The 23,979-nt window shown below is 67.3% G+C and carries 26 protein-coding genes and 1 pseudogene; 9 read left to right on the forward strand and 18 right to left on the reverse strand.

Annotated elements, in window-relative coordinates; all coding sequences use genetic code 11:
- Positions 1–7: 7 nt before the first annotated feature.
- The 8 genes from ACPCUW_RS14635 to ACPCUW_RS14670 all read right to left on the reverse strand — a co-directional run bounded on the left by ACPCUW_RS14635 (position 8) and on the right by ACPCUW_RS14670 (position 7,587).
- Positions 8–589 carry a GTP-binding protein gene (locus ACPCUW_RS14635; RefSeq protein WP_030514367.1) on the reverse strand — a complete coding sequence of 194 codons (582 nt, stop codon included), beginning with the start codon at positions 587–589 and terminating at the stop codon, positions 8–10.
- 6 nt (positions 590–595) lie between these two features.
- Positions 596–979, reverse strand: coding sequence for a DUF742 domain-containing protein (locus ACPCUW_RS14640; protein WP_030514366.1), 384 nt, complete (start codon positions 977–979; stop codon positions 596–598).
- Positions 976–1,401: a roadblock/LC7 domain-containing protein gene (locus ACPCUW_RS14645; RefSeq protein ID WP_030514365.1), complete on the reverse strand. Its 426-nt coding sequence runs from the start codon at positions 1,399–1,401 to the stop codon at positions 976–978. Before ACPCUW_RS14645 ends, ACPCUW_RS14640 begins: the two co-directional genes overlap by 4 nt.
- Positions 1,379–3,823 carry a sensor histidine kinase gene (locus ACPCUW_RS14650; protein WP_063014804.1) on the reverse strand — a complete coding sequence of 815 codons (2,445 nt, stop codon included), beginning with the start codon at positions 3,821–3,823 and terminating at the stop codon, positions 1,379–1,381. Before ACPCUW_RS14650 ends, ACPCUW_RS14645 begins: the two co-directional genes overlap by 23 nt.
- A 215-nt stretch (positions 3,824–4,038) precedes the next feature.
- Positions 4,039–5,250 carry an MFS transporter gene (locus tag ACPCUW_RS14655; protein ID WP_423425349.1) on the reverse strand — a complete coding sequence of 404 codons (1,212 nt, stop codon included), beginning with the start codon at positions 5,248–5,250 and terminating at the stop codon, positions 4,039–4,041.
- A gap of 200 nt (positions 5,251–5,450) precedes the next feature.
- Positions 5,451–5,930: a hypothetical protein gene (locus tag ACPCUW_RS14660; RefSeq protein WP_063030557.1), complete on the reverse strand. Its 480-nt coding sequence runs from the start codon at positions 5,928–5,930 to the stop codon at positions 5,451–5,453.
- A gap of 9 nt (positions 5,931–5,939) precedes the next feature.
- Entirely contained in the window at positions 5,940–7,028 is a 1,089-nt protein-coding gene (locus tag ACPCUW_RS14665; protein ID WP_423425351.1) for a hypothetical protein, read from the reverse strand.
- Positions 7,029–7,131: 103 nt separating this feature from the next.
- A complete protein-coding gene (locus ACPCUW_RS14670; protein ID WP_423425353.1) occupies positions 7,132–7,587 on the reverse strand; it encodes a helix-turn-helix domain-containing protein in 456 nt (151 codons plus the stop codon).
- Between the two features lie 28 nt (positions 7,588–7,615).
- Here ACPCUW_RS14670 and ACPCUW_RS14675 point away from each other — a divergent pair, with 28 nt between their 5' ends.
- The 6 genes and pseudogenes from ACPCUW_RS14675 to ACPCUW_RS14700 all read left to right on the forward strand — a co-directional run bounded on the left by ACPCUW_RS14675 (position 7,616) and on the right by ACPCUW_RS14700 (position 12,428).
- Positions 7,616–7,918 (forward strand): hypothetical protein, encoded by a 303-nt coding sequence (locus ACPCUW_RS14675; RefSeq protein ID WP_063030555.1) that lies wholly within the window; start codon positions 7,616–7,618, stop codon positions 7,916–7,918.
- A 405-nt stretch (positions 7,919–8,323) separates the two neighbouring features.
- Positions 8,324–8,479, forward strand: a complete 156-nt coding sequence (locus ACPCUW_RS14680) for a hypothetical protein (RefSeq protein WP_423425355.1) — start codon at positions 8,324–8,326, stop codon at positions 8,477–8,479.
- Positions 8,480–8,526: 47 nt separating this feature from the next.
- A complete protein-coding gene (locus tag ACPCUW_RS14685) occupies positions 8,527–9,897 on the forward strand; it encodes a hypothetical protein (RefSeq protein WP_423425357.1) in 1,371 nt (456 codons plus the stop codon).
- Between the two features lie 6 nt (positions 9,898–9,903).
- On the forward strand, positions 9,904–10,470 hold the full coding sequence (gene cyaB / locus ACPCUW_RS14690; protein ID WP_423425359.1) for a class IV adenylate cyclase: 567 nt from the start codon (positions 9,904–9,906) through the stop codon (positions 10,468–10,470).
- A 109-nt stretch (positions 10,471–10,579) separates the two neighbouring features.
- Positions 10,580–10,758: pseudogene (locus ACPCUW_RS14695) on the forward strand (IMP dehydrogenase); the annotation flags it as partial.
- A gap of 116 nt (positions 10,759–10,874) precedes the next feature.
- Complete coding sequence (locus ACPCUW_RS14700) at positions 10,875–12,428, forward strand: succinic semialdehyde dehydrogenase (protein WP_423425361.1); 1,554 nt, start codon at positions 10,875–10,877, stop codon at positions 12,426–12,428.
- Positions 12,429–12,478: 50 nt separating this feature from the next.
- Here ACPCUW_RS14700 and ACPCUW_RS14705 read toward each other — a convergent pair whose 3' ends face one another.
- Positions 12,479–12,814 (reverse strand): hypothetical protein, encoded by a 336-nt coding sequence (locus ACPCUW_RS14705; RefSeq protein WP_051755615.1) that lies wholly within the window; start codon positions 12,812–12,814, stop codon positions 12,479–12,481.
- A gap of 123 nt (positions 12,815–12,937) precedes the next feature.
- Here ACPCUW_RS14705 and ACPCUW_RS14710 point away from each other — a divergent pair, with 123 nt between their 5' ends.
- Complete coding sequence (locus ACPCUW_RS14710) at positions 12,938–13,666, forward strand: M50 family metallopeptidase (RefSeq protein ID WP_197516613.1); 729 nt, start codon at positions 12,938–12,940, stop codon at positions 13,664–13,666.
- Here the strand turns inward: ACPCUW_RS14710 and ACPCUW_RS14715 are convergent.
- The 4 genes from ACPCUW_RS14715 to ACPCUW_RS14730 form a co-directional block, all read right to left on the reverse strand.
- A complete protein-coding gene (locus ACPCUW_RS14715; protein WP_064903512.1) occupies positions 13,654–14,445 on the reverse strand; it encodes a tetratricopeptide repeat protein in 792 nt (263 codons plus the stop codon). The genes ACPCUW_RS14710 and ACPCUW_RS14715 overlap by 13 nt on opposite strands.
- Before the next feature lie 94 nt (positions 14,446–14,539).
- The gene (locus ACPCUW_RS14720; RefSeq protein WP_423425364.1) at positions 14,540–14,746 is read right to left on the reverse strand and encodes a hypothetical protein; all 207 of its coding nucleotides are present in this window, start codon (positions 14,744–14,746) and stop codon (positions 14,540–14,542) included.
- A 25-nt stretch (positions 14,747–14,771) separates the two neighbouring features.
- Positions 14,772–15,689 carry a DAPG hydrolase family protein gene (locus ACPCUW_RS14725; RefSeq protein WP_227463151.1) on the reverse strand — a complete coding sequence of 306 codons (918 nt, stop codon included), beginning with the start codon at positions 15,687–15,689 and terminating at the stop codon, positions 14,772–14,774.
- Positions 15,690–15,898: 209 nt separating this feature from the next.
- On the reverse strand, positions 15,899–16,441 hold the full coding sequence (locus ACPCUW_RS14730; RefSeq protein ID WP_063014862.1) for a hypothetical protein: 543 nt from the start codon (positions 16,439–16,441) through the stop codon (positions 15,899–15,901).
- A 449-nt stretch (positions 16,442–16,890) separates the two neighbouring features.
- Here ACPCUW_RS14730 and ACPCUW_RS14735 point away from each other — a divergent pair, with 449 nt between their 5' ends.
- Both ACPCUW_RS14735 and ACPCUW_RS14740 read left to right on the forward strand, forming a co-directional pair.
- On the forward strand, positions 16,891–18,054 hold the full coding sequence (locus ACPCUW_RS14735; RefSeq protein ID WP_423425367.1) for a PucR family transcriptional regulator: 1,164 nt from the start codon (positions 16,891–16,893) through the stop codon (positions 18,052–18,054).
- Between the two features lie 147 nt (positions 18,055–18,201).
- The gene (locus tag ACPCUW_RS14740) at positions 18,202–19,182 is read left to right on the forward strand and encodes an Acg family FMN-binding oxidoreductase (protein WP_423425369.1); all 981 of its coding nucleotides are present in this window, start codon (positions 18,202–18,204) and stop codon (positions 19,180–19,182) included.
- A gap of 11 nt (positions 19,183–19,193) precedes the next feature.
- Here the strand turns inward: ACPCUW_RS14740 and ACPCUW_RS14745 are convergent, their stop codons facing one another.
- The 5 genes from ACPCUW_RS14745 to ACPCUW_RS14765 all read right to left on the reverse strand — a co-directional run bounded on the left by ACPCUW_RS14745 (position 19,194) and on the right by ACPCUW_RS14765 (position 23,906).
- Positions 19,194–20,234 carry a phosphotransferase family protein gene (locus tag ACPCUW_RS14745; protein WP_423425371.1) on the reverse strand — a complete coding sequence of 347 codons (1,041 nt, stop codon included), beginning with the start codon at positions 20,232–20,234 and terminating at the stop codon, positions 19,194–19,196.
- A complete protein-coding gene (locus ACPCUW_RS14750; protein ID WP_063014820.1) occupies positions 20,231–21,001 on the reverse strand; it encodes an SDR family oxidoreductase in 771 nt (256 codons plus the stop codon). Before ACPCUW_RS14750 ends, ACPCUW_RS14745 begins: the two co-directional genes overlap by 4 nt.
- Position 21,002: 1 nt before the next feature.
- Positions 21,003–22,226 (reverse strand): acyl-CoA dehydrogenase family protein, encoded by a 1,224-nt coding sequence (locus tag ACPCUW_RS14755; protein ID WP_063014823.1) that lies wholly within the window; start codon positions 22,224–22,226, stop codon positions 21,003–21,005.
- Between the two features lie 37 nt (positions 22,227–22,263).
- Positions 22,264–23,082 carry an SDR family oxidoreductase gene (locus ACPCUW_RS14760; RefSeq protein WP_104389766.1) on the reverse strand — a complete coding sequence of 273 codons (819 nt, stop codon included), beginning with the start codon at positions 23,080–23,082 and terminating at the stop codon, positions 22,264–22,266.
- A 137-nt stretch (positions 23,083–23,219) separates the two neighbouring features.
- A complete protein-coding gene (locus tag ACPCUW_RS14765) occupies positions 23,220–23,906 on the reverse strand; it encodes a TetR/AcrR family transcriptional regulator (protein ID WP_051755614.1) in 687 nt (228 codons plus the stop codon).
- Positions 23,907–23,979: the final 73 nt, after the last annotated feature.

Here is a 23,979-nt window from a genome sequence, read left to right on the forward strand (position 1 = left end):
GGAACGCTCAGGCCACCGAGCTGGTGGCTCGCGCGATGAGATGTTCGACCAGCGTCATCAGCACCGTCTTGCAGGAGCTGCGGTCGCGCGCATCGCAGAGCACCACGGGAATGTGGGCGTCGAGATCGAGCGCGTCGCGCACCTCCTCGGTGGTGTAGACCGGGGCGTTGTCGAAGCAGTTCACCGCGACCGCGAACGAGAGTCCGCGCCGTTCGAAGAAATCGATGGCGGCGAAGGAGTTCTCGAGCCGGCGGGTGTCGGCGATGACCACCGCGCCGAGAGCGCCGCGCGCCAATTCGTCCCACAGGAACCAGAATCTGTCCTGGCCGGGTGTGCCGAACAGGTACAGCACCAGGTTCTGGTCGATGGTGATGCGACCGAAGTCCAGCGCCACGGTGGTGGTGGTCTTGCCCTCCACGCCCGACAGATCGTCGATGCCGGTGGACAATTCGGTGATCAATTCCTCGGTGCGCAGCGGCGTGATCTCGCTGATCGAGGACACCATGGTGGTCTTCCCGACGCCGAAACCGCCGGCTACGAGGATTTTGACCGAGGCAGCCAGGTCGGCCGAGGACGAAATATCAGGCACGGTGTTCTACAGCTTTCGGATTCCATCGAGTACTGCTCGCAAAATGTTCAGTTCGCCGGTCCCGCCGGTATCGGTGTCGGTCCGGGCGGGGGCCCGGAAATTCAGCAAACCCTCGCCGATGAGATCACCGACGAGGATCTTGGTCACCGCCAACGGTAGCTTGAGTCTCGCCGAGACTTCGGCTACCGATTGCGGAGTCCGGCACAGCCGAACGATTTCCGCGTATTCGGGTTCGACGCGCCGCAGCGGCGGACCCGGTGACACGGTCACCACCAGGGTGAGCATGTCCAGATCGTGTCCCGCCCCCATGGTGCGGCCCCGCGTCACGGCGTACGGTCGGACCAGAGGGCCGGCCGCATCGTCGAACCACGGTTGACCGAAGCGCGTCATGACAATCTATGCTCCACGTGCTCGGCCAGACCGTTACGCGGATCGGTGGACAGGTAACCACCGACTCGCTGCACGGTCAGATTCATTTCGTAGGCCACCATACCCAGATTCGCGTTCTCGTTGGCCTGCAATGCGATACATGCGTTGTCACCGGCCGCGGTGACGAACAGTACCGCACGGTCGAGTTCGATGACGGCCTGGCGTACGCCGCCCCCGTCGAACCGGTTTCCGGCGCTGCGCGCCAGCCCGTACAGCGTGGCCGACATGGCGCCGAAGTGTTCGGCGTCCTCGCGGCTCATCGACGTGGATCGGCCCAGCAGCAGCCCGTCGGTGGAATGCACCACCGCGTAGCGCACCCCGGCCAGGCGATCGACCAGATCGTCGAGCAGCCAGTTCAGATCACCTGCGTTGGAAGAAGTCACCTTCGCCTTCCTGTTCGTCCGGGGTGGGGCCGGGCTGCGATCGCCGCCCCTGCCTGGTTCCGTTCTCGATGGCGGACATCAGGTCTCGTGCCTGTTCCGCCGAGCGCGGCCGCTGCGGGGACGCAGCGTCGGGTTGGGGGTCGTGCGCCAATTCCGGTGCCAGACTGGCCTGTCGGCGACGGCGGGGCAACGGTGGGCGAGCATCGCTGCCAGTGTAGGACGGGCGCTGCGGACTGCGACGGGCCGGTTGGTCGGTGGGCGTCGCGGGCAGCTCGTGGCGCGGCGGAGCCTCGCGCCGGGCCGGGGTGTCGGCCCAGCTCCGGTCGTCGGTGCGTGGCGCGCTGTCGGTGCGCGGGTAATCGGACCAGGCCTGCGGTTGCGGCGGCGACAGGGTCGCCAGCGACGTTGCGGCCGAGGTCGTTTCGGCCGCGGGGATGGCCGGCATCTCACCGGTCATCGCGGGCTCGGGACGGCGGCCGGCGAAGCGTTCGGGCAGATGGTCGGCCAGCGGCGCATCGGCGGCGACGACGGCGGTCGGCACCAGCACGATGGCGCGGATGCCGCCGTAGTCGGATTCCGACAGCCGCACGGTGATGCCGTGGCGAGCACCCAGCTGGGCGACCACGAACAGGCCCAGGCGCGAATTGGCCGACAGTGTGGCCACACCGAAATCCGGTGGGTTGCGCAGCATCTCGTTGGCGCGTTCGAGTTCGTCGGCGGGCATGCCCATGCCCTGATCGCTGATCTCGATCGCCACGCCCTTGCCGACCACGTTGCTGCTCACCTCGACCCGCGATTGCGGCGGGGAGAACGAGGTGGCGTTGTCGACCAGCTCGGCGAGCAGGTGGATGAGGTCGGCGACCACGTTGCCGACGATGAACACCTGCGGCATCCGATGCGCGCGAACCCGCGCGTAGTCGAGGGTTTCACCGATCGCACTGCGTACCAGCTCGACCAGCGGCACCGGGCGCCGCCACTGCCGGCCGGGTTCGCCGCCGCCGAGGATGATCAGATTCTCGGCGTTGCGGCGTTCGCGAGTGGCCAGGTGGTCGAGCCGGAAGAAGGTCTCGAGCAGCGCCGGATCCTCCTGGCGCTGTTCGGCTTCGTCGAGAATCTCGAGCTGGCGGTGCACCACGATCTGGCTGCGGTGCGCGATGTTGAGGAATACCGCGCGCACACCCTCACGGGTGCGCGCCTCGGTGACCGCGGCGGCGACGGCCGCGGTGTGGGCGCGGTTGAACGCGTTGGCCACCGAACCGATCTCGTCGTGACCGAAGTCCAGCCGGGCCGCCTCGATCTCGGGATCGACGTTCTCGCCCTCGCTCAGGCGGCGCATCGTTTCGGGCAGACGCACCTCGGCCAGCGCGAGGGTTTCGGTGCGCAGCCGCTTGAGCCGCCCGATCAATCGGTTGGCCAGCCACAGCGAGAGCAGGAAGGCGATGATCGCGATCGCCAGCACGCCGGCGCCGGCCCACAGCGAGTTGGTCGCGGTGCGGTCGCCGTCGTCGACGGCGGTCTGGTTGGCGTGGTCGTTCTGATACTGCCAGGCGGCGAGCAGCTGGTCGCCGAGTTGTTCGGCCGAGGTGCGCCAATCGGCGAAACTCATCGGTGGCGGCGGCAATTCGCCATTCTTGCTGGGCGCCGGCGGATGGATGAGGTAGTCCTCCATCGCGGCCAGCTGCTGCCAGGCCGGGGAGGCGATGACGGTCTTGATCTTGTCCGCAGGGGGCCCGGTGAGATCCGCGGCGAGCTGGGGGAGTTCGGTGCGGTAGTAGCCGACCAGGTTACGATAGTCGTCGCGCATCTGCCCGGCCAGGATCTGGCCGTTGAGTTCGGCCGCGGTCAGGGCGGCGCTGCGCGACATGCCCTCCATCGCGTGCAGCGTGCGCAGACCGCCGGCGAGCTGCTGGGCGACCGCGGCGTCGGGCGCGGTCGGGATGGTGAGATTGGTGCCGACGACGACGGCATCCAGAATGCGGTTGTAGATGGCGTAGGTTTCGGGAATCGGCAGCGCGCCCGCGTCGATCCCGCCGCGAATGGCCGGAAGTTGCTTCTTGAGGGTTTCGAATCCGCCGGTGTCGTCACCCATCGGATTCGAACCGCTGGTCATCAGTTTGTTCTCGGTGGCGGCCAGGGCCTGTAGGGCGTTGTCCACTCGCGTGCGCGCCGCGCCGAGAGCGGCGGGGTCGCCGTGCTCACCGGCCAGATGCCACAGCGACAGCATCCGTTCCTGTTCGACCGCGGCGATCATCTCGCGAGTGTGCACATTGGCATTGCCCAGGATCGATGCCCAGTCCTTGGCGTGCTGCCCCTCCCGTACCAGATAACCCGCTGTGCCCACACCGATTCCGAGCAACGTCAAGCTCGGAATCACGGCGATGGCCAGGATGCGGGTTCGGATACCGAGCCTCGCTCTCAACATCGGCACAACATAACGGGCGATGTTTCAAACTTCAGGGCGGATGCCACTGAGCGAGACCTATATTGACTTTTGCGGCCCGGTATGAGTTTGCAGTTCAGGGGCGGATTATCAAGTGTGGCGAAGATGACCGCCGTCGAGACATTGTGGCAAGTCACACGTTTGAACAGTGTTAGGTATATCTGCGCTCGAATACCGCAGTGAGCCAGCGTGTTCTGTCACCGGCCCGCCGCTGGGCGGCGGCGGGCGGCGAGGGCGGACAGGACGACCACGGCCGCGCACTCGACCACGACGACGGTGGCGATCAATGCCGAATACGATGTGTCGGAGAGGAATCCGGTGATCGCGCCGCCGGCGGCGGTGGCGGCGCCGAGGACGGCGGCGTAGATGCCGTAGGCGGTGGCGCGGCGATCGGCCGGAACCAGATCGGCCACCACGGCGCGCAGCGTGGATTCCTGTACACCGACCGTCGCACCCCACAGCAGTGCACCCGCCAGCACAGCGCCCACGCCACCCGCGAAACCGAAGACCGGCACCAGCGCCGTCGAAACCGGTAGAACGAGGAGCGTTTTCGCGCCTACGCGGTCATACAGCCAGCCGGATGCGAGCGCGGCCAGGGCGTCGGCGGCCATGGCCGCGGCATAGACCACCGGCACCGTCGCCGTCGTGAACACCCCGGCCGCCACCATATGCAGCGACAGCACGCCGTAGGTGGTCGCGCCGACCATCGAGACGGCGGTGAACAGGCAATACAGCCAAAACCGGCGGGGCAGGGGAACTCTCGCGATTCCGGACCGAGGTGCCGCGGCCGGTTCGTATCGCGCCGGATCGGGGACGCGAATGCGGATGCGCACCAACAACAGCAGCGTCGCCGCACCCGGTATCGCGAGCATCGTGAGGGCGGGAGTGAAACCGTCGCCGGTGGCGGCGAGAATCGCCGCGACGGTCAGCGGCCCGGCGACCGCGCCGACCTGATCGAGCGCCTCGTGGACGGCGAAGCCCCGACCACGCCCGGTGACCGCGGTCGCATGTGAGAGCAACGTGTCCTTGGCCGGGCTGCGCACCGCCTTGCCGACCCGTTCCGCGATCACCAAGGCGGCCGCAACCCACAACACCCCCGCCACACCCAGCAGCGGGACGCTGACCACGGTGAGCGCATACCCCGAGATGGTCCACCCCCAGAACCGTCTGGTCCGGTCGGTGAGCGGGCCGGACACCAGACGCAGCACCAGCGCGGCCGCCTCACCCACCCCGGTCACCACGCCCACGACGAACCCGGACGCCCCCAGCGACCCGAGGAGCGGTCCGGTGATCGACCGCGCCCCTTCGTACACGAAATCGGCCAGCAAGCTGACGATGCCGAACCGGACGACGAAGCCCCAGGCGCTCAGCGGCGCAGCCGCAGCCCGCGCCACCCGCCGAGCCGCCATGAACCGCCTCCGGTCGTCGCCGATCTGCCGCCCCGAACGGCTCCATGATCGCATCGGAACGCGGCCGAGACAGCGGGAACGACCGGAAGTACGTCAGCGCGGGTCGGAGGGCAGCGAAGAACTCGGCGCGGCACCCAGATGGGTGGCCGTCCAGCTGGCTAGCAGGCTCAGCGAATCGGCGGGCGGGCTGCTCGGCTCGGCTACCGGCCTACGCGCCGTGCGCCTTCGGGCCACACCACGTCCACCGGCACACCTCTCTCCCGCGCGAACTTCACCACAGAACCAGTTCCGCTGCGCTCGCCAGGCTGACCGTCCCACACCGCCACGAGACGATCGCATGTCCCCACCACGGCCTCATTGGCGGCCCCATACGCTTCCGGTCCTGTGTCATCGAACGGCATCACGCTCACCACTTCGGCGCGCTTGGACAGCTCATCGAACACCGGCGCATGGTCGGGTTTGACCTTCTTCTCGCGATAGTTTCGCGACGGTATCACCACCTCGAGCTGGCCGCCCGAGTCCAAAACCGCCTCGGCAAATACGGAATCAGCGCCCCTCGCAATACAACTGATGCCCGTCACATCATCGTAGCGAGCCAGCAGGCTGGTGATCTCCCCGTACACCAGACGCCGTGTGTCGTCAGTGATGTCCATATGTCCGGTGACACCGATTCGAACCATGCAAGATTTCTACACCGTGTCGATGATCAGTGGACGCACTCGATCCCTCAGCTCGGCGACGCACCGTACCCCCGCGAGTTGGTCGGTGCGGCCGTACACGTTCCACAGCTTCTTTCGAACGCGATCGGACGCGGTCTGCTCAACCATGTTCAAAGCCTCGTGCCCGAGCCGTGCCGCCTCGTCCAACTCGCCCTGGAGTAGGCGCGCCTCCACGATCCCCAGTTTGTCCAGAGCCGAGCTGCGCAACCGCCCTGGCACCCTCAACTCGATCGCACGCTCGATTTCACACGCGGCCTCCGCAGCGAAACACGAGTCGTGGCGAGCCATCTCGAGCAGCCTTCCGCCCAACGTCCCAGAAAGCTCGGCCGCATCGAAGTACCGAATCCAGTACGGATCACTGGCAGTGTCGGCGCGGGCAAATGCCCGATAGGCCTTATCGCATGTCCGGCGGAACGCCGACGGTCGTTCGAGTTTCCCGTACGCCCACGCCTCGCGGGCGTAAAGCATCGCCTGCACCCTTGGCGTCACCACATCACCGAATTCGTCCTGCGCCAGCCGGATTATCTCCAGCGCATCCATCGCGCGCTGATGTACGAGGTTCCTGCGCCTGGACACTGTGCCGTAATGGTCCAGAGACAGGAGCTGTCTGGCCATGCCTGCCATCGCGTTCGCGCACAGAGCTGGATCGCCCGCAGCTTTCGCCGCCCCCACGGCCAGCATGTAGTACTCCTGCGCCGCCGTCTGCAGCCCTGAATCCCAGGACATCGTCGCTGCCGTTTCGGCAAGCAAGGCCAATACACGCCGCAGTCGGCGCCGGATCTCTGCTGGATGGCTGTCTTGCAGCAGTTCATTGACCTCGCTCAATTGACCGATCACGGCCTTGCGGCGCAACCCGCCGCCGAATTGGTCGTCCCACTCGCGAAACATCTGCGCCGCGTTCTCCAGCTGCTCGACCTCTTGAAGGCCGATATTGCCGCGGCCGATAGCGGCCACCGGCTCGTCGCTTACGCGCTGTAGCCACTGTTCCAGCGGTTCGATCAGCTTCGCACCGACCACCACGCCGATCAGGGCGCGGGTTGCCTGGCGTCGGTCCAACATCAAATCTCTCCTGGTGAGTTCTGCCGTCACGGTGGCGCAATCGGTACTCCACGATGTCGGATCCCACTCGGCGACATCCAGACTCTTTTCGGCAACGCCAGGTTCAGGCGTTGCGACCTGTTGGCCGTCTCGCATAGAAGTGCCCGCGTTGTTCCGGGGTAGCGCCGTCGAGCAGTGTCGTCATCAGACCCGCGTAAAACTCGTCCAGTCGGATTGTTGTCCCTCGGCTGGCCCATTTTTTCACTGTCTGTACATGAATCCCGAGCCGGTCGGCGAATCGCTTCTGGGGGAGTCCCAGGGCTTTCCGCAACGCGGTTGCGTCGGCACCTGTCCACGTGACATGCATACCCAATCCTGGCCCCTCGGTGCTGGGTGCGTATACCACCGTGAACCCAGCGTATACCGCCATGTACCGCGTGCACCTTCTGTCGCGGAATTCCCCGAGCCACGCTTGGTTCCAGCTTCCGATGCCCAATGCCTCAGCCCCACAGGGGTTTCCGGCACCGATCGAGTTTATAACTTCGAATTGGTCGGCGGGCCAGGCATCGGGAGAGTCCATCCGGCCGACACACAAACCGAAGGTTCCGATGCTGACGACATCGCTCTTGATCGGCGGTCTCGCCGCCGTACGGATAGGGCTGGCCGCCGCTGCCTACCTCATGCCGGCACGACCGCGTCCCACCACATTTGCCTGCGACAACCCGCAGGATCCGGAGTATCCACACCACGCACCGCTGATGCTGTTCACCGAGGCCCAAGCGCACCTGGAGATGCAACTCCACCGCGAGTGCCGCCGTGGTGATTGTGCGCGCAAAGACGCGGCCTGGATGGTCCTGGTCGACGCAGGTCGCATTCACCCGCGTGTGCCCCTCATCGGGGGCATCCGGTGAGCCCGAGTGTCGCGCATCAGCTCCCGCAGTCGGACATCATCCACCGGTTCTGCGAAGACTGCCTTGCTCCGATCAACAGTCTGGAAGAGGCTCGTCGCGTTCTGACAGTTCATGCCGATCACGGGGCGCGATGCCCCCAGTACCTGGCAGCCCTGTCGTGGGCATCGGAGGTGACGGCGTGAACGCCACAACCGCCGACGACTGGTGCGACTGGTGCGCCCTCGAGATCCCCGGCGAACCGCTTCGCGCGGACGGTCGTGTCTTCTGCACCCCAACGTGTCTCGGCGCATACCGCAATCGTTCGGACTCGTCCTCCGTGATCGACATGCCGCAGCGTCGTGCCCCTGGTGCCGGCTCCGAAACCGCTGACAGGTTGGCACGGTTGGAAGCCGAGGGGCCGTCGCGATGACCGAGCAGCTTCCACGCCGCGAGCCCGGTGAATCCGGGTTCCAGCGCTACCCAACCACGCTGGCGTCCGCAGCGCTGCTGATCCGCGTCGCGCAAGGGCTCGATGAATGGAGCGAACGCGACCGCCACGAATCCAGGCCCCAGGAGCCGTAGCTCCGCTGAGAGATTCCCCTGCACAATTCTCAGTTCAGGAAGAACCGATGCCTACAGTGAATACGTTTGCCCATCAACAGAAATCGGATGCTGGTTACCTCGACATCGCCGCGAACGATCACGGCGACGAGAAAGGCGCACTCGTCCACCATGCCATCACACGTCTGCAGACGGCCGAACCTGACCTGGTCGAAATCGGACCTGGTGGGGGCGCAGCCGTGCGATACCTTGCCTCGAGACTCACCGCCGACAGTCGGGCACGGCTCACGTTGATCGAGGCCCCTGGGGTGACATCACATTCGCTGGGAGAAGCCATGGAAGCATTCGCGGCTGTGGGCACCTGTCATCTTGTCCAAGGCTGGGCGAAGGACCTTTCTACACTGATCGCCGACCCTGTAGATGTGATCAGCGCCTCGGCGCTCATGCACGAGGTGTACTCCTATGGGGGTGCGTACACGGGGCTTCACACGATGATGCGGGTGCTGCCGACCGTGATCCGGCATTACGGATTCTTCGTCTACCGCGACGTTTATGCCGTCGACGCGCCGACCCTGCACGAACGTGTCGTGCATTGCTACAGCTCGCAATCCTGGCTGCAGTTCCTGCGGATGTTCGTACCTCATTACCTCGTCGAAGGCGCGCATCCCTACCATCACCACGACGACGAGGTCGTCGCGCGACAGAACTCGCGGATAGTGCCCGTCGCAGAACTCGACACCCACGTATGCGCCGTCATCGAGGCACCGGTTGGGGTGTTCCGGGAGGTGCAGCGCCACTACATCACCCTGCGCGACCATGTCTGGAGGTCCGGGATACTCGGGTTCACGCCGATACTGGACGGCGAGTTGTCGGTGGACTGGGTTGATTTCCGTTCCGGTCACAAGCGCGTTCACTACACCCTCACGGACTCGGAAATGGTCTCACCGCATCCGGACGCGCTGCTCGCGGTCAGTGAGCGGTACAGCGACCATTACGTGATCGACGGCGACATCTTCGATGCGGTCACCGACGCTGCTCTCATGGCATTCCTCTCTGGTGCCGAACTCGCCGACTCCCGATGTGAACCGACATGGCGTGGATGGCTGGCACGCGAAGGCCACGAGACCTACGCGTACCTGACCGCAGACGACCTACTCACCGCGTTCGCCGTGAACTCGCTGGAAGGTCGGCCGGATCAAGACACGGTGTTGATGCCGGTCTCCGTCGAGGACGTGTTCACGCGAGATCGCCTCTACTACAATCGTTTTCTCGCCAAGCGGCTTGCGAACCCTCTGGTCGACGCGAAACAGCTGATCTTGTTTCAAAACATCCCGACCCACGACATCCACACCATGCAACGAGCGCTGGCCACGCTGCAACAGCTGTGCTCCAAGCCCAACGTCGCCCGGCTGCATACTGCCATCCATTGGAAAGGCTGAACCCCAATGCATTTGATCGAGGTCGAGCGCAAACGCGTCCTGACCGACGCTCCCGCCCTGCGCGACCGGCTCATCGCGCTGGGCTACTGCGAGAACGCCCGAGTCACCGAGACCGACGTCTACTACAGCAGGCCCGATGTGGATTACATGCAGACCGTCGAATGCCTTCGAGTACGCCGCCGTGGCGACTTCTGCGAGATCACCTACAAACCGCCGTCGAATTCCGGCACTCACGGCGCGAGCCACATCATCGCCAAACGGGAAATCAATGTCGCTCTCGCGGGAGTCGCGGACAGCGACGCGGCACGCGCGCTGCTCGAGGCTGTCGGGATGCGAGAACTCGCGGTCGTGGAGAAGAATCGGTACGTATTCCGCTATCCCGATCGCGAGGACACAGTGGTCGCTCTCGACAGTGTCATCGGCGCGGGCGAATTCGTCGAAACCGAGGTCTGCGCGAGCGACCCGCACGACGCAGCCGCGCACCTCGAGCAGGTCGAGCTCGAGCTGAGTATCGATACATTGCCAATTGTCACGCTGCCATACCGCGACCTGGTGATGATGGCTGCGCGATGACGGTTGGCCCGGATAATCCTCCCCATCGGCCGTCCACCGCTGTCGTTCGCATTTCCAGCGCGCCGGCGGAAAGACACCCCGATGATCCTGGCCTCGAGCGGCGAGGAAGCACCTGCATGGTGAACCCGCCCCGGGGCGGCGCTTCCTGCCCGAACTGATCCGGCTGATCCGGGACCGCACCATCGACCCGGGCAAGGTCTTCGACCTCACGCTTCCGCTCGGGGACGCCGTCGAAGGCCACCGGGCCAGGACGAACGCCGCGCCGTCAAGGCCTTGCTGACCCTGTGAGCCGTCGGGCTCGAGGGCGTCGCACAATATCCGTCCCAGGGCGGAGATATTCCCGCGCAGCGCGCGGTAGATTATGTGTATCGGAGGGTTACATTACTCACAAGTAGGAGGCGACGATGCCCGTGCCGGAAGCTGCGGTGTTCGAGCGTCTGCGGGCGTTCGCGTCCGTCGACGGTTCCCGTGAACACGCGAACAAGACCATCGCCGAGACGTTCACCGGGCAGCCGCTGGGCGAGGTGCCGGTGGGTACCGCCGATGATGTGAGCGCCGCGTTCACCCGCGCCCGCGCCGCGCAGGCGGAATGGGCGAAACGCACGCCCAAGGAACGGGCGGCGGTGCTGGAACGCTTCCGCGAACTGATCATCAGCGAGCGCGAATACCTGATGGACGTGATCCAGGCCGAAACCGGCAAGGCCCGGTGGGCGGCGCAGGAAGAAATTCTGGGCATGATGTTCGCGGCCCGCTACTTCTCGCGCGTCGCGCCGAAATTGCTGGCACCGCATTCGGTGCCCGGTGCGTTCCCGGTGCTCAACCGCGCGCAGGTACGCACCCAGCCCAAGGGTGTGGTCGGCGTCATCGCGCCGTGGAACTATCCGATGGTGCTGTCGATCGGCGATTCGATCCCGGCGCTACTGGCCGGCAACGCGGTCGTGGTCAAACCCGACAGCCAGACACCGTACTCGTCGCTGGCCAGCGTGGAGTTGCTGCTGCGCGCGGGTCTGCCCCGCGATGTGCTGCAGGTGATTCCGGGCCCGGGCGGCGTGGTCGGCACCGCGATCGTCGACCGGTGCGACTACCTGATGTTCACCGGCTCCTCGGCCACCGGGCGCGAACTGGCCCAGCAGTGCGGCAAGCGGCTGATCGGATTCTCCGCCGAGCTCGGCGGTAAGAACCCGATGATCGTGGCCCGCGGCGCGAATCTGGACAAGGTCGCCAAGGCGGCCGTGCGTGCCTGCTTCTCCAACGCCGGCCAGCTGTGCATCTCGATCGAGCGGATCTACGTCGACGAGTCGATCGCGGCGCAGTTCAGCGAGAAGTTCGTCAAGGCGGTCGGCGCCGCGAAACTCGGTGCGGCCTACGACTTCTCGACCGATATCGGCAGCCTGATCTCACCGGCGCAGCTCGAGACCGTCACCAAGCATGTCGCCGATGCCACGTCCAAGGGCGCCGAAATTCTCGCCGGCGGCAACGCGCGCCCCGATCTGGGGCCGCTGTTCTTCGAGCCGACCGTCCTGAGCAAGGTCACCGACGAGATGGAATGCGGCCGCAACGAGACCTTCGGCCCGCTGGTCTCGATCTATCCGGTCGCCGATGTCGAGGAGGCGATCGCCCGCGCCAACGACACCGAATACGGGCTCAACGCCAGCGTATGGGCGAGCAGCGCGTCCGAGGGGCAGGCCATCGCGGCCCGGCTGCGCACCGGAACCGTCTGTGTCGACGAAGGTTACGCACCGGCGTGGGGGAGCACCGGCGCACCGATGGGAGGTATGGGCATCTCCGGTGTCGGTCGGCGCCACGGCCCCGACGGCCTGCTGAAGTTCACCGAACCGCAGACGGTGGTCGTCACCCGCGGAATGAATCTGGATGCGCCGCTGGGGATTCCGCAGTCGAAGTGGCAGGCGTTGCTGATGACGCTCGCGCGCAGCTTCCGCTACCTACCGGGACGCTGAGCGACACCGGGTCGGTCACCGGAGCCCCCGGTGACCGACCCGGCGCGCACCTACTGGTTGAAGAAGATTCCGGTCAGATTCGCGTTCTTGATCGGTGTGTCGGCGTTGCGCTGGTTGGCGCACAGGAAGTCCACCGCCGCCATGGTGGCGTCGACCTGGGTGCCGGCGGGCTCGTGATCGTTGTTCGTCTGCTGTTTCACGAATTTGGTGATCGTGACCCGCTTGGTGTCGGCGTCCTGTTTGACGTAGTCGCTGCACGGGGTGTCGCCACCCTTGTTGATCGCGCGCTGCACGTCCGAGCATCCACTCAGCAGGCCCGCGGTCACCGCGGCCGCTGCGATGGTGCCGAACAGCGCGGCGATGCTGCGATGGGCCCTGGGTGTCATCTGGTCTCCTCGTCGAGGCCGCGTGCCGGGCCGATCCCGGCAATTCGACCGCAAGCCTAAGCGTTCACCGGCCGAATACCCCGTCGTATCCGGCCGAATCGGACGGACCGCTACCCTACGGCGGTGCAGCTGTCTCGAACGGCCGATGCGGTGTCGTCGGTAACCGATAAATTGACGACGATCTCTCCGCAGCCGCCGGTATGGGTGGTGCTGGCGACGGCAGCGGCGGCGCTGGTGGTTGTGCTCTACCGGCCGGTGTGGCGAGTGCTGCGGACCTGTGTGACGATCGCCCACGAAATCGGCCACGCGGTGGTGGCGATCTGCACGGGCCGCACCCTCAGCGGTATCCGGCTGCATTCGGACACCTCGGGGGTGACCGTATCTCGCGGCAAGCCAAGAGGTTTCGGGATGGTGCTGACCACTCTGGCCGGTTATCCGGCCCCTTCGGCGGTGGGGCTGGGATTCGCGATCCTGCTCGGCACCGGACGCCAGACGATGATGCTGTGGATCCTCATCGCGGCGCTGGTGGTGCTGATCGTGGTGATCCGCAACCTGTTCGGCTTCCTCGCCGTGATCTGCGTGGGCGGGGCCGCCTTCGCGGTGTCCTGGTACGGAACCGCGGTGTGGCAGGGTGTCTTCGGTTATGTGGTCACGTGGTTCCTGCTGTTCGGCGGCGTGCGCGCGGTGATCGAACTGTGGCAGGTGTCGGTGCGCGGCGACGGATCCGATGCCGATCAGCTGGCCTGGCTCACCCGCATTCCCGCGCGGCTGTGGGTCCTCGTGTTCGGCCTGCTGACTTTCGCGGCGCTGGTGCTGGGTGCGGGGCAGCTACTGGGGATTCAGCCGTCCTGAGCCTGTGCACGCCACCGGCGGGCCGCATCCGAATCACCCCGGCGTTCGAGCACTTCCGCGAGACCGGCCATCGCGCGCGGGTCGCCCTGCTCGGCCGCGACACGCCACCAGCGTTGCGCCTCGTCGAATTCGCGTGTGCGATAACCGAGTACGCCGAGATCGTAGGCCGCTCCGGTATGCCCGAGATCGGCCGCCTGCCGCCACAGCCGCCGGGCCTGGTCGAGGTCGCCGCGAGTGTGCGCCTCCACGCCGAGGTGGTAGAGCGCGGACCGGAACCGGTCCTGATCGCCGGCGGCGTCGACGGTGGCGGTAACCGCCACCACCAATTCGCCGAAATCGGGTTCGCCGACACCGGTACTGCAGCGCAGCACCATGGTCGCACCCGAGCCGCGTTCGATGACGAGTCCGTAGTTGCCCGTCCATGATTCGACCGCGCCCGCGGCCGTCATCCACACCGGGGTGAGGGTGTAGGCGGCCGCCGGGCCGGTTCCCGACAGGCGTAGATCGATCCCCTCGGCGAGGGCATCGCTCCACACATCGACGCCCGCCAGCCTGCTTCCGCGCACCATCACAGAGCCGTCGATCACCGACAACCCGATGCCCAGGCCCAGCAATCCCGACGGGGGCGCCGCGGCGCGCAGCGACAACCGCACCACCGTCGGTTCCGCTCCCAGGCGCTGCGAGTACATCGGATGGACCGTGAGACCGCGCCAATCGACCGGCTCGGTGCCCGGATATCGCTCGGCCAGGGGGCGATTCGCCTCACCGGTACCGGCCATCGCGCCGCCTTTCGCCGCAGCTGTAGGGGGAATCGATGCGCTGCCGCGCACACCGTAGTCCCTGCGGCCGGAAAATGGCGCCGAACCGGCGGGTTCAGTCCTCGCTGCTGCCGCGCTGCCCGACGAACGCCCGCAGGGCCGGGTCCGCGGAGACGATGCGGTCCACCTCGTCTCCGCCGGTGCATTCGAACAATCCGATGGTCACGTGCGTGCCGCGCCTGCCCAGCACGCGCCAGACGCCACCGCTGTCCTGCCAGCGGATCAGCGCGGCGACGGCGGGGCAGATCTGCGAATCCGGCACTCCACCATTGTGACTGCCGAATCCGTCAAGCGAATTCGTGGTACAGCTCGGGCAGGAAACGAGCCAGATGGTTCATCTCCTGCCCGCAGTGCAACAGCAGATCACGAGCGAGGCCGAGTCCTGGTACGAGGTCGTCTACGTCGGCGGCGGCACCGCGCTGCACCGCACGCGCGGTGTGCACCGGATCCAGGGTGTGGACTCCGTAGATGCGCAGATAGAAGCGGCTGCGCATCTCGCATCCACCGGCGACGGGGCGGACCTGGTGGGCCAGCCAGCCCAGGTCGACGGGCGCGACGCTGCTGCCGACCCGTCCGAGCACCACGGTGTGGTCGTCGGGGACGGTGAACCCGTAGGCGACCGGATCGTGGAAGGCGATGGCGAGCTGCTGCAACTTCGGGCCGATGTATTCATCGACGTAGGAGATGTTGCCGACATACCGCTGCCGGTCCGGCATCGCCCCTCCCGTCCGGTCGGCCGCGACCTCCGCGTACATGTGCGCATCCGGATGCCACAGCTTGTACCGGGCGGATTCGGCCAGATGCCACCCGAACCACCAATCCCACATGGCGGCGGTCACGCGCGGCATCTCCGTGCGTACCGCCACCCAGACAATTCCGGAATCGGTGTGCCCGTATCCGGTTTCGATCGGCGCGTAGCCGGACGGGCCCAGTTCCGCGGTCAGCGCGGCGAAGGGCGGAATACGTTCCGCCGGGGTGGGTGGCCCCGCGTACGCGGCGGCGACCGCCGGTTGCGGTGGGGCGGTGTGCTCGGTCATGAAGTGGGCATAGGGCTGGGCGCGGTCCTGCGCGGAATACCCGCCGTAGCGGACGTTGTCGGGCCCGTCGGCGTGAGCCGGTGACGACCGGACCACGGCGAACGCCCCCGCGCCGACGGCCGCCAGCGCCAATGCCCTGCGCCGCGAGAGAGCCGACGATTTCACCATGCGACGAGGCTACTGCCGCGCGCGCCGTGCAGTCGCGCCGATCATGGCGGCTCCCAACAGGATTCGTGAATGCCGGTGGCTTCACCGGCCCGGCGGCGACATGATCATGACATGTCCCAGTGTGGCCGCCGCATATGGTGATCGGGCGGCCCGTCGCGGGCCGTGCGGGTTCGCCGGGCGAGGGACCGCACGGCCGCGCGAGGTGCAGGCTACGGCGTGGAGTAGCCGATCAGGGCTCCGATCCCGGCGCCGATCGGAATGGTGACCAGGGCGCCGACACCACCGAGGAAGAAGCCCAGCACCGCACCGATTCCGGCGCCGACCAGGGCGCCGACGCCCGCGTTGTACTGCTTGCGGGCGAGCGTGTCGGAGGCCTCGTCGATGGCCTGTGCGGTCCGATCGGTGGCCGACTGCGGCGTCAGTGTGAGGGTCCGGCCGGCGTTGTCGATGCGCGGTGTGAGGCCGACCGTTCCGGACGCCGTGCGCAGACCGAGCGGCACCGACGCGACGGCACGGCCGGCGGCATCGGTGAGGGTGACCGCATCACCGGTGACGGTGAAGGATCCGGCGTCCACGGTGGTCGTCAGACCGGTGTGGTCGGCCGTCGGCGCGGTGACGAAGCCGACGCCCTGTTCGACCCCGCGCACAGCGATCTCGGAGGCCGTGGCCGGTGCGGCCTGCGCGACGCCGGCGGCGGCGGTGGTGGCACCGACGGCCAGTAGCGCGGTAGCGGCGAATTTCTTGGCTCTCATGATCTTTCCCCACATTCCGTCGGCCCGGCCGGGCCGACATGTCCCCTGTGGCCGGATCTCGGCCGTTCTCATTCTTACCCAGATAGCGCGCCGGTGTTCGGTTTCCGATTCGCGGTTCCCGAAATCGCTTCGCGCACAGTGGGTTTGCCTGCTGTTCGCGAGGAATGTGAATCGTCGCGACCGGCCTGGAAGCAGACGGCCGCCGGAAGCGCGGCCGGGCGAACGCCGTGGCCGGTCCGAACCGCGCATTCCGGCGATGCTCCCGGCTCCCGCGGCGTACCCGACCGCTCCGGAATCCGCGCCACGCCCACACCCACACCGGATCGACTCGGCGCCACCGATTCGATGCCGCGAAGGCCGGGGTACTGCGACAACGGATTCCTTCCGACTCGGCGGCCCGACCGCGAACACCTTCGGTCCCGCACCCGCGCGCCGTATTGTCGATCGATGTGAGCGACGACGACGGTTCGACGCCCCTGCGATTGCCCCCCTCCGCGATCGGCGATTCCGTCGAGCTGGCCGACCACATCTGTACCCGGCTGCAGCGGGAGATTCCGGCGTACCGGGGGATTGCCGCCGCCAGCCTGACGCCGTCGATCGTCTCCGTAATCGATCGTCTGATCACCGCCACCGCGGCCGATCGGCCACTGGACGAGCAGGAGCTCGCGGAATTCCGAGCCTACGGCGCGTTGCGGGCCGAACTCGGTGTGCCGCTCGACGCGATGCTGCGCGGATGGCAGATCGTGGTGGGAGAGGTGATCGAACGCATCAGTACCTCCGAACACTGGGCGACCCGGCGCGGCTCGGCGCTGCTGTCGGTCCTCGGTTCCCTGCTGCGTGCCTCGGACGCGGCCACCGTCGCATTCACCTCCGCCCACCGCGAAGCCGAAGCGCAGATCACCCGCCGCCTCGATACCCGGCGCGACGATATGGTGCGGGCGCTGACCGAGGGCGTTTTGCCCGCCGGTGAGTTGCGCCGCCGTGCCCAACACATCGGACTCCGCCTGGACGCGACGTATTCGGCCTTCCGCGCGATCACCGCGGAGCCGGAACAGACGGAGTGGGAGCTGCGGCAACGGCCGGGATTCCGGCCGCCGGGTGGTGTGGTGGCGATCCTGGAACGCGATGTGGTCGGCATCTGCGATCCGCGCGACGATTCCGCACCCTCGGCCGGAGTGTTCCTCGGGGTGGGCCCGGCCTGTCCGCTCGAGCGGGTTCCCCATTCGCTGCATATCGCCGGCCGGGTCGCCGAGACCGCGCGCCTGTTCGGGCGTCCGGGGCGCCACACGCTCACCGACCTCGGCCTCCTACCGGCCGTCGTCGGCGACAGTGATGTCGGGGCCGCGATGGTCCGCCGCTACATCGACCCGCTCGTCGACGTCGACGCCGACGCGATCCTCGAGACCGTCGATGCCTATCTGGCGGCCGGGTGCAATGCCAGCGAGACCGGTCATCGGCTGTATCTGCATCACAACACGGTCCGCTATCGGCTGTCCCGGTTCGAGGAGCTCACGGGTGCGTCACTGAAGGATCCGCACGTGATGCAGCAGGTGTGGTGGGCGTTGCGCTATCGGGAACTGTGTTCCGGTCACCCGGGCTCGTGCGTCGATTAATAAGGAGAATCGTCCACATTTTGTCAACTATTACGAAACTCCGCGCCCGGGCCGGCGGTTGATCGATACATGGGAACGACGCGGGCCCGAGATCCGGGCACCGCGCCCAGATGTCCGTGCGACGCTCGAAAGGAAAGGACCGGCACCATGACATTCGCCGATCCGGTCACCGCGGTATTCGCCGACGCTGTCGATATGGCCGTGCGCGCACCCTCGGTGCACAACACCCAACCGTGGCGGTGGTCGCTGCGCGAGGACGCCGCCCACCTGTACGCCGACCGGTCGCGGCAGTTGGTCGTGACCGATCCGGCCCAGCGCGCACTGCTCCTGAGCTGCGGGGCGGCACTGCATCACATGCGGGTGGCGCTGGCCGTGCGCGGCTGGTCCGCGCGGGTCACCTACCTTCCCGACGACGCCGATCCCGATCACCTCGCGGCCATCACCGTGCGCCCGTACCGGCCGTCGCCGCGCGATTTCGAACTCGCCGCGGCGATCGGCCACCGGCAGTCGGATCGCCGCCGCTACAGCGCGCGACCGGTGCCGCAGGCGTTCGTGCGGGAGGTGTCCGCCGCCGCCCGGTCCTACGGCGCCGCCGCCCGGCAGGTGCCGCGGGAGCTGCGCCCGGAATTGGCCGAAGCCGCCCGGGTCGCCTCGCTGCGCCACGCCGCCGATCCCGCATATCTGCACGAGCTGGCGGTCTGGAGCGGTCGGCACGGGACCTCGGACGGTGTCCCGGCCGCGAATACGCCCGCCCCGCGCGCCGATGACGAGATCGCCAGGCGCCGGTTCGAGTCACCGGAACTGGCCGATCCGGCCACCGAACCCGAGGCCGCCGAATGGCTGGTGATGTGCACGGCCGGCGATGACCCGCTCTCTCGGCTGCGGGCGGGGGAAGCGCTCAGCGCGCTGCTGTTGTCGGCGACCACGCTGGGCCTGTCATCCAGTCTGCAGTCCGAACCGCTGGCCATGCCCGACCTGCGCTCCCACATTCGCCGCAGCGTGCTGTTGGAGTGCGCCTACCCGCAGACGATAGTGCGACTGGGCTGGTTGCCCGCCGGCGCGGCGTCGCTGCCGCAGACGCCGCGGCGACCCGTCACCGAGGTACTCGCGACCCCTGTGGCGATCTGAGCGATCCGCGGCTAGAGCCCCGCGGCCGCCGCGATCTCGCGGGCGTGGGCGACGATCGCGTCGATGCGTTCGACGGTCGGCGTGCCCGCGGCGGCCTTGTTGCTCGGCGTATCGGCCGCGCGCCGCATCACGCCCTCGGCGATGATCGCGAGCTTCCACAAGCCCAGCACATGCCAGAAGGTGAGGGCGTCGCGGTCACGGCCGGTTTCGTCGAGGTAGGCGCGCGCCATCTCGGCTCGGTTCGGGAAACCCGGCAGTGCCGACGCCGGGAAGTCACCGCCGAGGTCCTCGCCGGGCTGGACCCAGTAGGCGAGCAGACTTCCCATATCCGCGAGGGGATCGCCGAGGGTGGACAATTCCCAGTCCAGCGCGGCCACCACCGCGCCGGTCTCCCGCGAGGTGATCACGTTGCGCAGGTGGAAGTCACCGTGCACCAATGTCGTTTCCCGTTGCGGCGGAATCGATCCGGCGAGCCGGCGGGTGAGATCGTCGAGTTCGGGCACCTCGCGGGTGCGTGACTGCTCCCACTGCCGCGACCATCGATTCAGCTGCCGCTGCGCATACGGTTTGTGACTGGCCAGATCCGCCAGCCCCACCGCCTCGAGATCGACCGCGTGAATACGCGCCAGCGTGTGGGTCAGGGACCGGGCGATGGCCAGGCGCCGTTGCGGAGTCAGCGACTCCGCGACCTCCATGGTGTCCACGACTTGTCCGTCGACGTATTCCATCAGCACCACCGGCGCGTCGCAGACCTCGGAATCCGTTGTGACGGAAAGGATTGCCGGCACCGGAACATCGGTTCCGGCCAGCGCGGACATGATCCGCGACTCGCGCACCACATCGTGCGCGGAGGCCAGCAGCCGGCCGAGGGGTGGCCGCCGCAGCACCCAGCGGTGTCCGGCGTCGTCGCGCACCAGATAGGTGAGATTGGACTGGCCGAGACCGATCCGGGTGAAGGTCGGGGCGCCGGTCAGCCCGACCCCCAGACCGTCGATCCACCGGGTGACGGCGGCGGTGTCGATGCCCCCGGCCTGCTCCGGCGTGGCGGTCACGGTGCCGCCCGGAATGCCGCCGGGTGGCCGAGACGCTGCCCACCGTCGACGACCATCACCTCACCGGTGATCCAGCGCGCGGCGTCGGATACCAGGAACGCGATCGCCGACCCGATATCGTCGGGTTCGCCGATCCGGTCCAGTGCGGTCGCGTCGGCCACCAGATTCTCGTGCTCGCGCCACAGAGCCTCGGCGAGCTTGGTGCGCACCACGCCGGGCGCGACGGCGTTGACCCTGACCCGCGGCGACAGTTCCAGCGCCATCTGCTTGGTGAGGTGGATGAGCGCCGCCTTGGAGGCGTTGTAGAGACCGAGGTTCGCCTCGAAACCCATACCGCCGATCGAGGCGGTGTTCACGACCGCGCCGCCGTGTTCACCCATCCAGGCCTTGGTCGCCAGCGACGTCCACAGGATCGGCGCCCACAGGTTGACGTCGAAGATCTTGGCGAACCGGCCGTGGTCCTGATCGATCACCGGGCCGAACGCCGGATTGGTGCCCGCGTTGTTGACCAGGATGTCGACGCTGCCGAACCGCTCGAGGGTGCGGTCGATGCAGCTGCGCGCGGCCTCCTCGTCGACGGCGTGCGCGGCGATGCCGAGCGCGTTGCCCTCCACCTGTGCGGCCGCCGCGTCTGCCGATTCCTGATCCCGCGAGGTCAGCACCACGTTGGCCCCGGCCGCGGCGAGGGCCTGCGCGGTCGCGAGGCCGATGCCGCGCGAGGCGCCGGTGACGATCGCGGTGCGGCCGGTCAGATCCGCGTTCGGCATATCAGTTGTCCGCCTTCACATCTCGATACTTGCGCAGTTCCTGCCGGGCCAGCGTGCGCTTGTGCACCTCGTCGGGGCCGTCGGCCAGCCGCAGCGTGCGCAGATGCGCCCACGCCATGGCGAGCGGGAAGTCGTCGGTGACACCGGCGCCACCGTGGACCTGAATGGCCCGGTCGACGATCTTCAGGGCGATATTCGGCGCGGCCACCTTGATCGCGGCGATCTCGGTGCGCGCCTCCTTGTTGCCGACGGTGTCCATCAGATAGGCGGCCTTCAGGGTGAGCAGCCGGATCATCTCGATATCGATGCGCGCCTCGGCGATCCAGTCCTGGATATTGGCGTTGGCGGCGATCGGCTTGCCGAAGGTGATGCGCGTACTCGCGCGCCGGCACATCAGCTCCAGGGCGCGCTCGGCCATTCCGATGGCCCGCATGCAGTGGTGAATGCGGCCGGGGCCGAGCCGGGCCTGGCTGATCGCGAAGCCCTCGCCCTCGCCCTTCAGCACATCTTTCAGCGGTACGCGCACATTCTCGAAATCGATCTCGGCATGACCCTCGCGGTCCTGATAGCCGAAGACCGGCAGGCCGCGCATGACGGTCACCCCCGGTGCGTCGATGGGGACCACCATCATCGACTGCTGGCGGTGCGGCGCGGCGTCGGGATCGGTCTTGCCCATCACGATCAGCACGGTGCAGTTCGGATGCAAGGCGTTGGAGGCGAACCACTTACGGCCGTTGAGCACGTACTCGTCGCCGTCACGCACCATCGACAGTTCCACATTGGTGGCGTCGGAACTGGCGACCGCGGGCTCGGTCATCGCGAACGCCGAGCGGATCGTGCCCGCCAGCAACGGCTTCAGGTACTTCTCCTTGTGCTCGTCGGTGCCGAAGAGCGTGAAGACTTCCATATTTCCCGTATCCGGGGCATTGCAGTTGCACGCCTCCGGCGCCAGGTGGCTGCGGCCCATGATCTCGGCCAGCGGCGCGTACTCGAGGTTGGTCAGACCCGGACCCCATTCCGGGTAGGGGTGGAACAGATTCCACAGGCCCCGCCGCTGCGCCTCGGCCTTGAGCTCTTCCAGGATCGGCGGCTGGAAATGCGGATCGCCGGCGGCGCGCATCTGCTCGTCGTAGACGGCCTCGGCGGGGTAGACGTGCGAATCCATGAACTCCAGCAGCTGGGCCCGATACTTCTCGGCCCGCTCGGAGATGTCGAACATCGACATGTGATCTCCTGATCGTTGTGAAATCTGTTGTGACGCTTCAGTTCTCGTCGAGCAAGCTGCGCTGGTACCGGCGCATGCCGGCCAGCCAGCGGTCGTAGTCGGCCCCCTTGCGCCGATACATCTCGAGCACACTCGGATGCGGCAGGATCAAGAACTGCTCGGCGTCGATCGCGGCGAGCACGGCGTCGGCGACCTGCGCGGGTTCGAGCACCTCCCCAGCGGCGGTCACCGCCCGGGTGGAGGCCGCGCCGAGCCGGTCGCCGGAGTCGCGCCCGGCATACAGCAGGGGCGTGTCGACCCCCATGGGGCACAGGCAGCTGACCCGAATCCCCTGGTCGCCGTAGGTGACCGACAACCATTCGGCGAAGCCGACAGCGGCGTGCTTGGTGACCGAGTAGGTGGCCGACCCGATCTGGGTGAGAAGTCCGGCCGCGGACGCGGTGCTGACGAAATATCCTTCGCCGCGCTCGAGCCATCGGGGTACGAGCTGGGTGGCGGCGCGGATGTGCGCGCGCACGTTCACGTCGAAGGACCGGTCCCAGTCGGCCTCGGCGACGTCGAGCCCGGCCGCACCGGCGATGCCCGCGTTCGCGAAGTACAGGTCCACCGGGCCGAACGTGTTCTCCGCCAGCGTGATCAGACCGGCGATCGCCTCCGGATCGCTGACGTCGGCCCCCGCGCTCACGCAGGCACCGGGATGGTCGGCGGCCACGGCGTCGGCGACGCTCTTCGCGGCGGCCTCGTCGAGATCGGCGACGACGACTCGCGCGCCCGCTTCGGCGAGGCGGGCGGCGAGAGCGCCGCCGATGCCGCCTCCGCCGCCGGTCACGATGGCCACCTTCTGCGCAACCTGCACTGCCGTACCCCTGTCCGTGTCCGTGATGTCACCCCACCGTAGTTGAGGTTGACGTCAAGTTCAATTTCGGGTGTGCGCGTGCGCCGCACTCCGCTGTTGTAGCAGGTCCTCACCGCGCCGGAGGGCGAAACGGCGAGTCAGGACTTGGCCGGAATACGCAGCGCGTTGACCCACAAGCGGGTCGCGGTATAGGTGAGCTCGTCCAGGTCGACCGGGCGATCGGTGTCGTCACCGGCCACGAAATGCCCGAAGGCCAGGCGGCTGACCATCCCGGAGAGCGCCCGCGAGGCGAGGAGCGGATCCAGCTCGGGATCGGCCAGCCCGCGACGTTGCAGCGATTCGATACTGCGAGCGTTGCGGTCGATGAACGCCTCGGCGCGGCGCTGGCGCAGCACCCGGAATTCGGGGTCGATATTGGCCACCTGTTCCAGCAGGCCCATCAGTTTGGCGTTGCGCTGATAGGCCTCGAAGTAGGCGCGGTTGCTCGCGGCCACCACGGCGGCCGGATCGTCGGCCTCGGGAACATGCGGCATCCCCGGGTGCATCATGTCCTCCTGGGCGACCTCCAGGACCGCCGCGAAAATCTCTTCCTTGCTGGAGAAATAGGTGTAGAAGGTGCCGGAGGAGCAGTGCGCCTCGGTCGTGATGTCGACCAGCCGGGTGTCGAGATAGCCGCTGGTCTCGAAGACGCGGCGCGCGGCGGCGATCAGCGTCGAGCGGGTACGCAATCCGCGCTCGGTGGTCGGCAATTCCCGCAGCAGGGAAGTCCGGGCCATCGACGGCGCCGCGTCCGTGCTGCGACCATCCTCGCCGAACTTTCCCATGCAGCAGTTATAGCCGACTAGGCCGATGGCGGCACGTAGGGTCTGTTGATCTTGGAAGTCATCGGAGTGGAGA

The organism is Nocardia sp. AB354 (assembly GCF_049538315.1).
Classification (GTDB): Bacteria; Actinomycetota; Actinomycetes; order Mycobacteriales; family Mycobacteriaceae; genus Nocardia; species Nocardia nova.